At 63.8% G+C, this 9416-nt stretch carries 10 protein-coding genes and 2 pseudogenes; 2 read left to right on the plus strand and 10 right to left on the minus strand.

Annotated features, from left to right (window positions below; all coding sequences use genetic code 11):
- Positions 1-125: 125 nt before the first annotated feature.
- The 5 genes from pyrR to PXJ20_RS19110 form a co-directional block, all read right to left on the minus strand.
- On the minus strand, positions 126-641 hold the full coding sequence (pyrR, locus tag PXJ20_RS19090; RefSeq protein WP_421030437.1) for a bifunctional pyr operon transcriptional regulator/uracil phosphoribosyltransferase PyrR: 516 nt from the start codon (positions 639-641) through the stop codon (positions 126-128).
- A complete protein-coding gene (gene ruvX / locus PXJ20_RS19095; RefSeq protein WP_017773028.1) occupies positions 638-1072 on the minus strand; it encodes a Holliday junction resolvase RuvX in 435 nt (144 codons plus the stop codon). Before ruvX ends, pyrR begins: the two co-directional genes overlap by 4 nt.
- Complete coding sequence (locus tag PXJ20_RS19100) at positions 1069-1650, minus strand: YqgE/AlgH family protein (protein WP_114809034.1); 582 nt, start codon at positions 1648-1650, stop codon at positions 1069-1071. Before PXJ20_RS19100 ends, ruvX begins: the two co-directional genes overlap by 4 nt.
- Positions 1651-1954: 304 nt before the next feature.
- The gene (locus PXJ20_RS19105) at positions 1955-3379 is read right to left on the minus strand and encodes a hypothetical protein (RefSeq protein WP_421030436.1); all 1425 of its coding nucleotides are present in this window, start codon (positions 3377-3379) and stop codon (positions 1955-1957) included.
- Positions 3380-3666: 287 nt separating this feature from the next.
- Entirely contained in the window at positions 3667-3837 is a 171-nt protein-coding gene (locus PXJ20_RS19110; RefSeq protein ID WP_025527884.1) for a rubredoxin, read from the minus strand.
- A gap of 244 nt (positions 3838-4081) precedes the next feature.
- On the opposite strand from PXJ20_RS19110, the gene PXJ20_RS19115 reads away from it, so the two are divergent.
- Entirely contained in the window at positions 4082-4957 is an 876-nt protein-coding gene (locus tag PXJ20_RS19115) for a hydroxymethylpyrimidine/phosphomethylpyrimidine kinase (RefSeq protein WP_017773024.1), read from the plus strand.
- Positions 4958-5045: 88 nt separating this feature from the next.
- On the opposite strand, the gene cysC is transcribed toward PXJ20_RS19115, so the two are convergent.
- The 3 genes from cysC to groES form a co-directional block, all read right to left on the minus strand.
- Entirely contained in the window at positions 5046-5633 is a 588-nt protein-coding gene (gene cysC / locus PXJ20_RS19120) for an adenylyl-sulfate kinase (RefSeq protein WP_421030435.1), read from the minus strand.
- Between the two features lie 214 nt (positions 5634-5847).
- On the minus strand, positions 5848-7491 hold the full coding sequence (gene groL, locus PXJ20_RS19125; protein WP_017773022.1) for a chaperonin GroEL: 1644 nt from the start codon (positions 7489-7491) through the stop codon (positions 5848-5850).
- A gap of 45 nt (positions 7492-7536) precedes the next feature.
- A complete protein-coding gene (groES, locus tag PXJ20_RS19130; protein WP_017773021.1) occupies positions 7537-7827 on the minus strand; it encodes a co-chaperone GroES in 291 nt (96 codons plus the stop codon).
- 500 nt (positions 7828-8327) lie between these two features.
- On the opposite strand from groES, the pseudogene PXJ20_RS19135 reads away from it, so the two are divergent.
- Positions 8328-8682, plus strand: a pseudogene (locus PXJ20_RS19135) (transposase); the annotation flags it as partial.
- 51 nt (positions 8683-8733) lie between these two features.
- Here the strand turns inward: PXJ20_RS19135 and PXJ20_RS19140 are convergent.
- Both PXJ20_RS19140 and PXJ20_RS19145 read right to left on the minus strand, forming a co-directional pair.
- The gene (locus tag PXJ20_RS19140; protein WP_421030434.1) at positions 8734-9234 is read right to left on the minus strand and encodes a hypothetical protein; all 501 of its coding nucleotides are present in this window, start codon (positions 9232-9234) and stop codon (positions 8734-8736) included.
- An 81-nt stretch (positions 9235-9315) separates the two neighbouring features.
- A pseudogene (locus PXJ20_RS19145) lies at positions 9316-9416 on the minus strand (reverse transcriptase N-terminal domain-containing protein); the annotation flags it as partial.

Here is a 9416-nt window from a genome sequence, read left to right on the forward strand (position 1 = left end):
GATGCCTGCCCGCGCGGCGCGCAAACGTACACGCTGGCCGGCGTCAGATCGCCGGGCTCATGATGCGCGTCACGCGGAGCATCATGAAGCGCGCGAACGCCGACGGCGGCATGCGCATGTTGCCTTCAAGCCTGCCGCGGTTCGGTGTGGAACGTGAAGCGGCCGTCGTCGCCATGTGCGAGCACGAGCGTGGCGTCGGCGGACACGTCCACCACACCGCCCACGAAACGTGCGGCCACGGGCAGCTCGCGGCCACCGCGATCGGCCAGCACGGCGAGTTCGATGGCCGCAGGCCGGCCGTAGTCGTACAACTCATTGATGGCCGCGCGCACGGTGCGGCCGGTGTACAGCACGTCGTCGACGAGCACGATGCGGCGATCGTCCACTTCGAACGGCAGCGACGTGGGGCTCGCCTGCGTGTGCAGTCCCTTCTTGGCGTAGTCGTCGCGATGCAGTGCCACGTTCACGACGCCCCATTCGGCCACGCCGAGGTCGCGCGCGAGGCGCTCGGCAAGCCACGCGCCGCCGCTGTAGATGCCGGCCAGCACGGCGCCGTCGGCACGGCCCAGTTGATCGCCATACGCGGCACGAATCTGTTCGAGGACGCTGCGGTAGAGCGCCTCGGCGTCAATGGAACTCATAGCGGATGATCGGAAAGTTCGTCCAGATACTGCTGGAGAATGATGGAGGCCGCTTCGGCATCGAGCTGCCCGGTGTCGCCGCCGCGCTCGCGAATCTGAGCTTCGGCGTCTACCGACGTATATCGCTCGTCCACCCACACGACAGGCAGATTGAAGCGTCCGTTGAGCTGATTGCCGAAGCGCTTCGCCTGCTGTGTCATGGCGTGCGGCGTGCCGTCCGGATGCGAGGGCAAACCAACCACGAGGACGTCCGGCTTCCACTCGGCGATCAGCTTGCCGATGGCCTCGAAGCGGTAATCGCGGTTGCGGTTGGGGAGCACGGTGAGCGGCCTGGCACTGCGCGTAAGCGAGTTGCCGAGCGCGACGCCGATGCGCTTCTCGCCGTAGTCGAACGCCAGCAGCGTTGCCTCACGGCCGCTCGCCACGCTCATGCGTGACCCGCCTCGCCCGAAAGCATCGTCGAAGAAATGCCGAGCAGCGCGAGTGCTGCTTCGAAGCGCTCTTCGGCGGGCACGTCGAAGACGATCTTCGGATCTGCCTCGACCGTGAGCCAGCCGTTCTTCGAGATTTCCTCTTCGAGCTGGCCGGCGCCCCAGCCTGCATGACCCAGCGTGAGCAGAAAACGCTCGGGACCTTTGCCGTTTGCGACCGCCTCGAGCACGTCTTTGGACGTGGTCATCTCCAGCCCGCCGCCCGGCACCAGCATGGTCGACGTGTAGCTCTTGCCCTCCAGCGGCTCGTGCAGCACGAAGCCACGCTCGGTCTGCACGGGGCCGCCGAAGTAGACGGGCACATGCAGCAGCGGCTCGATCTCGAGCTTGAGATCGATGCGCGAGAAGAGCGCTTGCAGGTCGATGTCAGTGGGACGATTGATGACGAGGCCGAGCGCACCGCGCTCGCTGTGATCGCAAAGGTAGACCACCGTTCCTGAAAACGTGGGATCGGCCATGTTGGGCATGGCGATCAGGAACTGGTTGGTCAGATTGATGCGATCGTTACTCTTGGACATGGTTCGAATTTTAGCAAAGACGATGCGGGATGGCGGCAGCCGGGCCGCAGTCTGCGGCCTTGCGCGGCCTCACGCGATGGCTGGGGGCCGCGATACTTTCCGCTGCCTGCACGATCCTTTTTTACGGAATATCTAACGCTCACTGTATCACGCGCGTGTGCTTTCAATGTGCAAGGCACAGCCCTTCGCGAGGCTTGTGCCGCGCAGGGCTGCAAAGGCCGTTTCAGCGTCTGCTTTCGCCGCGTGTGCCCGTCGCATGCGTGCTGGATGCTTGCCGCATGGACGATGCGCGCATTCCATGCGTTCAGCCGCCGCCCTGCTCGATCGCACGGGCGAGAGCAGAGAGCGCACTGCTGCTGTCCGGCGGCGCGACGCCTGCAGCGGTCTTGAGCAGCATGGCACGCAAGGCTTCGCAGCCTTGTTCGAGGGCGCGGACGTCCGGCGCTTCGACCACCACATGCGAGCGCACCGCCGGCGTGGCCACGCCCGCATACGCCGTGCGCCGCCAGGCGAGACCTAGCGCATCGGCCATGAGCGCGACGTGACCGAGCCCGAGCGCACAGGCCGCCGCGCCGACGCGGTACGCCGCATCGCCCGCCTGGAGTGCCGCGCCGGGATCGGCCTTCTCCGGACGGCTCGCGGTGCGGGCGTACTCGTTGAGCGCCGTCATCGACGCATCGGCCGTCTGCAGAAAATCTTCATACGCCTGGCCACTGATGGTGAGCACCCCCAGTTCCCGGTTGTCGTCGCGCGGTGCCGCCACGCTACCCGCCTGCTGGGACGCCCCTTCTTCCCACAGCGCTTCGGACGCCTGGGTTGCCGCCACGTGCCAGTCCACCGTGAGGCCATAGTCGTGCAGCAGTTCGACGTGGTCGGCGTCCTCAGCTGCAGCGCCGAAGAGCGCGTAGTCGCGCCACAGCAGCGCGAGCGTGGACCGCACCAGCGAGCGCGGGGCAAGCTGCACGCCGCGCGCCTGGTCGGCCAGCGCGAGGTTGCAGCGCGCATAGAAACGTCGCGCGTCCGCTTCACCTGTCGCGTGGCGGCTCGCACGCAAGGCCCGCCCGCACGCCGAGGCGAGACGCCAGAAGTCGTAGGGATCGGCGCCGGCGAGTTCGGCGAGGCACGCGTCCATCTCGTTGAACGCCGCATCCGCCCACGCGGCCGCGGCACGGCTGCCCGCCGTCTGCGTCTTTAACGCGGGCAGCAGCGCAGCCTCGTAACGGGCCCGCATGTGGGCAATGCGTTGCGCCGGCTGCGGCCGCATCGTCGAGGGCGGCACCGGCCGGGCAACAAGCGCGTAGTCCTCGAACGAGATGGTGAAACCGGGCGTATGCGGCGCGAGCACCTGGCACATCGCATGCAGACGGCCGTAGAGCGCCGGCGAGCACGACAGTTCACGCAGGTTGTGACGCGCGAGCGCCGCACGGAAATCACCGAGCGCAGCCGACGCGACGCGGGGCGCGCCGCCTTCGTCGAGATTCGCGGCATCAGAGTTCGCAGCCAGCGCCAGAGGCGAAACGAGCAGCAGCGTGTCGACGAAGCGGTGAGCCGACAGCCAGCCCGCTTCGCGCAAGGCATGCGCCGCGCGCAAGAGCGGCCCGGCGCAATCGCCTCCCGCCTCCAGGGCGCGCTGCGCGTCGGCGAGCGCCGTTTCAGCGGCACGCACGGCGCCACCGCGCGGATTGGGCAAGGCGTCGAAGGTGGCGGGAAGGGTCGGCTGGAAGGTCATGAGAGGGTGGCGGGAACGCGCGCGGATACGAATTCGTACGCAGTGCAGCGAAACGATGGCGTGTGCCTGCCTCTACACGCAAGCGCACGCAGACGCGCCCCTGCCCGTGGCCGGCACGTCGCAGATCGGGCATGCGTGGCCCGGTACGGATCGGCTCGCGCAGGTACGATGACGAACTCCCTTTGCGATGCGGCAAACGCGTTGCGTGCCGGTGCCGGGTCCGGCGCCCAGGCCCCACGTGTCACGCCGACGGCGCGCGCGATATCGGGCCGCAGGCGTGGCCCGGATCAGATCTGAACCATCTCGAAGTCTTCCTTGCGCGCGCCGCACTCGGGACAGGTCCAATTGATCGGGACATCCTCCCAGCGCGTGCCCGGTGCAATACCTTCTTCTGGCAATCCGGCTTCTTCGTCGTAGATCCAGCCGCAGATCAGGCACATCCAGCTTCTATATTCCATTCTTATGCCGCGTCGAAAAGTCCAAAAATAACCGGAAAAACGGGAGCCATGATGGTACCTTTTTTCACCGTGCCGGGCGAGACCGGCGCGGTTGCCCACAAGCGCGGGTGGCACCGATCGTTCGTGCAACGAGGCAAAAACCCAGCCGCAATGCGGCCGCGGGACGCATAATTGAGCCATTCGCAAGCCCCGCCCGCATGGCGTGCGAACCTTGCGCCCTCCCAATCATTTCCCTCCTACGTTCATGTCCAGCGACACCCCTCCGATCGTCCTCACCTTCGGCCTTTCCGATCCCACTGGCGGCTCCGGCGTCCAGGCGGACCTGATGACACTCGCCAGCATGGGTTGCCACGGCGTCACGGTGTTGACCGGCTACACGGTGCGCGACTCGGCCAGTTGTGACGAGGTGACCGGGCTCGATCCGGACACGGTCGCAACCCAGGCGAGGATGCTGCTCGAAGACATGCCGATCGCCGCATTCAAGGTGGGCGCGGCGGCTCGTGCCGAAGTGGTGAGCGCGATCGCGGAAGTGGTTGCCGACTACGACGACGTTCCGCTCATCCTCGCGCCTGACTTCACGCTCGACGACGAACACGTGCTCGCCGCCGACGAACTGCGCGAAGCCATTGCCGACCTGCTTGCGCCGCAGACCACGCTGCTGATCGCGGACAGCGCCACGCTGCTCGCGCTCGCACAACCGGACGGCGACGCAGAGGCACCGAGTCTCGACGCGGCGATCTCGCATCTGCTCTCGCAAGGCTGCGAGTACATTCTCTCGATGGAAACGGGCTCGCACCGGCTCGTCAATACGCTCTTCAGCGAAGACGGGCAGTTGCGCCAGGACACCTGGGACCGCGGTCCGCAGCGCATCATGGGGCTCACGGATACGTTGGGCGCGGCCGTCGCCGCGCTGCTTGCGAACGGCCAGGAACCGCCCGAAGCCGTGCGCGAGGCTCAGGAGTATCTCTATCAGAGCACGCGCAGTGCGTTCCGGCCGGGGATGGGTGCGTATCTGCCCGATCGCTTCTTCTGGGCGCGCAGCAATGACGACGAAGAGACGCCCAAGGCCGGCGACGCGGCCGGCTCGGGCTCGTCAGGCGAAGCCAGGCATCATCATTGAGAACGGTTTTGCGGCGTTCGGAGCGGTTTTGAGCGAACGCTGACTGACTGCTGCAGTCGCAGTCGGCGCTTTTGCGCCGCGGGAAAAATCAGGTGCACGCGGCCCGTTTTGCTTCGCGGCGACCCCGCACCCCCTTACCCAGCCGAAGAACGATCGTGGCGACCGCGCCTTCGACGCGGCACGCCGATGTGTCGATCACGAGTTCCGGCTCGACCGGCGGCTCGTAAGGCGACGACACCCCGGTGAACTGCTGGATCCGGCCCTCGCGCGCCTGGGCGTACATCCCCTTCGGATCTCGTTCGGCGCAAAGCTGTGGCGGTGCGGAGATGAACGTTTCGATGAAACCGTCACCGACGATGGAGCGCGCCAGCGCGCGCTGCTGGGCGAATGGCGAAATCGTGGCCACGATCACGACGTAGCCTTCCCGCTGGAAGAGCTTCGCGAGATGCGCGATGCGGCGAATGTTTTCGATGCGATCGGCTTCCGAAAAGCCGAGGTCCGAGCAGATGCCTGCGCGCAGCGTATCGCCGTCGAGCACGATAGCCTTCGCGTTGAGGTTCTGCAGCGTCTCGAACAACGCCTGTGCAATCGTCGTCTTCCCGGCGCCTGGCAGACCTGTCATCCAGACGACCGGCCGGGGTGCGGCTGCTGTCAAGCCATCATCGTTCGTGTTCACGGCAGACCCTACGGTTGTATTACATCCGTACTTTAACGTTTGCGCAGACGTTTTCCGTCGCCGCTTCAAAAATATGTCCATTACAGAATATTTCTCAAACGGATACGCTGGCAGGCGTCAGAAACGACAAAACCCGCCGAAGCGGGTTTTGTCTCGACAACGCGGAGAGCCGAAGCTCCCCGGCACTTCCATGTAATGCGGGCTTGCGCCGTTATTACATGTCCATGCCCATGCCGCCCATGCCGCCGGGCATGCCGCCACCGGCCATCGGAGCGTCTTCCTTCGGCAGTTCGGCAACCGCTGCGTCCGTCGTCAGCAGGAGGCCGGCAACCGATGCGGCGTTCTGCAGCGCGGTGCGCGTCACCTTGGTCGGATCGACCACGCCGGCTTCAACCAGGTCGCCGTACTCGCCGGTCGCTGCGTTGTAGCCGTAGTTGCCCTGGCCTTGCGCCACGGCTGCCACCACCACGCTCGCTTCTTCGCCGCCGTTCGTGACGATCTGACGCAGCGGCTCTTCCATGGCGCGCAGCACGATCTTGATGCCCGCTTCCTGATCGGGGTTCACACCCTTCAGGGCGGTGATCGCAGCACGTGCACGGATCAGCGCAACGCCGCCGCCCGGGACGATACCTTCTTCAACGGCAGCGCGGGTTGCGTGCAGCGCGTCTTCCACGCGTGCCTTCTTTTCCTTCATTTCGACTTCGGTCGCGGCACCCACCTTGATCACGGCCACGCCGCCAGCCAGCTTCGCGACGCGCTCTTGCAGCTTCTCGCGGTCGTAGTCCGAGGTGGCTTCCTCGATCTGCGTGCGAATCTGCTTGACGCGCGCTTCGATGTTGCGGGCTTCGCCAGCGCCGTCGATGATCGTCGTGTTTTCCTTGCCCACTTCGATGCGCTTTGCCTGACCCAGCTCGGCCAGCGTTGCCTTCTCGAGCGACAGACCCGTTTCTTCCGCGATCACCTGGCCGCCGGTCAGGATCGCGATGTCTTCCAGCATCGCCTTGCGACGGTCACCGAAGCCCGGAGCCTTGACAGCCACCGTCTTCAGGATGCCGCGGATGTTGTTGACCACGAGCGTTGCGAGCGCTTCGCCTTCGATGTCTTCAGCGATGATCAGCAGCGGACGGCCAGCCTTGGCAACCTGTTCCAGCACCGGCAGCAGGTCACGGATGTTCGAGACCTTCTTGTCGTGCAGCAGCACGAACGGGCTTTCCAGGACGGCGACCTGCTTGTCCGGGTTGTTGATGAAGTACGGCGACAGGTAGCCGCGGTCGAACTGCATGCCTTCCACGACTTCCAGCTCGTCGGCGAGCGACTTGCCGTCTTCCACCGTGATCACGCCTTCCTTGCCGACCTTGTCCATGGCTTCCGCGATGCGGTCGCCGATCGACGTGTCGCTGTTAGCCGAGATCGCGCCGACCTGAGCGATTTCCTTGCTGGTCGTGCAGGGCTTGCTGATCTTGCGCAGCTCTTCGACAGCTGCCGCGACGGCCTTGTCGATGCCGCGCTTCAGGTCCATCGGGTTCATGCCCGATGCGACGTACTTCATGCCTTCGCGAACGATGGACTGAGCCAGCACGGTAGCGGTCGTCGTGCCGTCACCTGCGTTGTCGCTGGTCTTGGAAGCCACTTCCTTGACCATCTGGGCGCCCATGTTCTGCAGCTTGTCCTTCAGCTCGATTTCCTTCGCGACCGACACACCGTCCTTGGTGACCGTCGGGCCGCCGAAGCTGCGCTCGAGCACCACGTTGCGGCCCTTCGGACCCAGCGTGACCTTCACTGCATTGGCGAGAATGTTCACGCCTTCGACCATCTTCGAACGGGCGGAATCGCCGAACACGACGTCTTTAGCTGCCATCTTGTAACTCCTTGAATCTCTTTGGTGAATATGGACCGTGCAGGCTTACTTGTTGACCACGGCCATGATGTCTTCTTCGCGCATCACGAGCAGTTCCTGGCCGTCCACCTTGACGGTCTGGCCAGCGTACTTGCCGAACAGGACGCGATCGCCGACCTTCACGTCGAGAGCGATCTGGGCGCCCTTGTCATCGCGCTTGCCCGGGCCGATCGCCAGAATCTCGCCTTGATCCGGCTTTTCAGCAGCTGCTTCGGGAATCACGATACCCGAGGCGGTCTTGGTTTCCTGATCCAGACGCTTGACGATCACGCGATCATGCAAAGGACGAAGGTTCATACAAACTCCTCTCTTCGAGACTTGAAGGACACTCAAGAAACCCGGCCTGGCAGAGCCAGGCCGGAGATGTTGTTAGCACTCTCGTGCGGTGAGTGCTAATTATATGGACGGGTGGTGACAAATTCAAGAACGGGGGACGGGTGTCGAGATTCACTCAACTTGGAACTTTGTTCGCTTAAGTTTGAACGGATGGTTGGTCGCAGAAGCCCCAAAACATCGCAATTTTCATCACAATAACAATGACTTACAATGAATCTACGTCGCTACGAGCGCGTTCTTTGCTAGCCGAATCATAGTGAGTTAGCGCGTCTCCGGTCCCGTGTACAGACCTCTGCACACGATATAGGGAATTCCCTATGTTTGTTCCCCCTCTCGGAACGCCCGTTCACGCACGCCAACCAACAGCAGCGCAAGCACTAACAGGCCCGGGTCGATGCTGGACCGGCCAGCCTTTCGTAGACATCTTCGAGCCATAATTTATGGCAACCGAGGAGGTCAGCATGAGCGGCAAGCGGTACACGGATGAGTTCAAGATCGAGGCAGTCAAACAGGTAACCGAACGGGGTCATTCGGTGGCGGATGTGGCGCAGCGGCTGGGCATCACGACCCACAGCCTTTACGCCTGGAAACTGAAGCTCGGCAGGTCCGACGTCGTGCGGAAGGCGAAGCCGGATCAGAGCGCCGAGGTTCAGCGACTGAAGGCAGAGCTCAAACGCATGACCGAGGAGCGCGACATTCTAAAAAAAGCCGCGCGTACTTTGCAAAGGGATAACGGCAAGGTACGCGTTCATGCGAGCCCATCTCGGCGAGTTCCGCCTGCACTCGATGTGCCGAGTCCTTGGCGTGCATCGCAGCTGAGGCTAGCCTAATTTCCGTTCCAAGATTTGATGCGCGTTTCAGGTGCTTTCAGGTCCTGGCGGCCGGACGGGCAGCGCGCGGTCCAATACCCAGGGAACCGAAAAAGACAGCAGTTGGCTCGTCCCTAAAATCCGGCACGAATCTGAAGGACCGGATCAGGCCGCCATGCACGCGAAGAATGTCGCGCCCGACTATCCGCTCGACACCCGCCTTCGTGTATAGCGGGCTGCGGACCTCCAGATCGACCGAGATGGTCTCCCCCTCAACAGATCTTTGAATCTCTGTCAACCTGGCCTTCGGCTCAACCACCGTGACAGCAATGTAATGCGCGAGGCAGGTCCGGTTGTCCATCGACGGAGTGCAGCCGATGAAATCGGACCGCTCGACATCCGGCGCGATAAGGGAACGGACGGTGTCCATGTCGGCGTGGTGGACGGCCGACACGTAGTGGTCGAACACCTCGCCGGGCGTAGCGGCCGTACTGGCCACCGAGGGCTCGATAACACCGATGGGCGCGCGCAACAGAAACAGCCTCAAGAGAGATTTCATCTTCAGATCCTTTTTTCGGGTATTGCAATACCGTTGTGCCCATTGTGATCACGGTATTCGACCTCGGTTCGAAAGAGCGGTTCCGGCCGTTCGCACCCCCTGGTCCTGCGTAACACGTCGTACCGCATATAGCTTCGCGGACAACGTGCGAGTCAGCGTCCGTTGCAAGGCCTGCAGTGGCA

This window comes from Paraburkholderia sp. A1RI_3L, assembly GCF_048957895.1.
In the GTDB taxonomy this organism is placed as follows: Bacteria; Pseudomonadota; Gammaproteobacteria; order Burkholderiales; family Burkholderiaceae; genus Paraburkholderia; species Paraburkholderia kururiensis.

Coding starts and splice junctions, on each gene's coding strand:
- pyrR (WP_421030437.1), bottom strand. CDS start 641: ATGAGTTCCATTGACGCCGAGGCGCTCTACCGCAGCGTCCTCGAACAG.
- ruvX (WP_017773028.1), bottom strand. CDS start 1,072: ATGAGCGTGGCGAGCGGCCGTGAGGCAACGCTGCTGGCGTTCGACTAC.
- PXJ20_RS19100 (WP_114809034.1), bottom strand. CDS start 1,650: ATGTCCAAGAGTAACGATCGCATCAATCTGACCAACCAGTTCCTGATC.
- PXJ20_RS19105 (WP_421030436.1), bottom strand. CDS start 3,379: ATGACCTTCCAGCCGACCCTTCCCGCCACCTTCGACGCCTTGCCCAAT.
- PXJ20_RS19110 (WP_025527884.1), bottom strand. CDS start 3,837: ATGGAATATAGAAGCTGGATGTGCCTGATCTGCGGCTGGATCTACGAC.
- PXJ20_RS19115 (WP_017773024.1), top strand. CDS start 4,082: ATGTCCAGCGACACCCCTCCGATCGTCCTCACCTTCGGCCTTTCCGAT.
- groL (WP_017773022.1), bottom strand. CDS start 7,491: ATGGCAGCTAAAGACGTCGTGTTCGGCGATTCCGCCCGTTCGAAGATG.
- groES (WP_017773021.1), bottom strand. CDS start 7,827: ATGAACCTTCGTCCTTTGCATGATCGCGTGATCGTCAAGCGTCTGGAT.
- PXJ20_RS19140 (WP_421030434.1), bottom strand. CDS start 9,234: ATGAAATCTCTCTTGAGGCTGTTTCTGTTGCGCGCGCCCATCGGTGTT.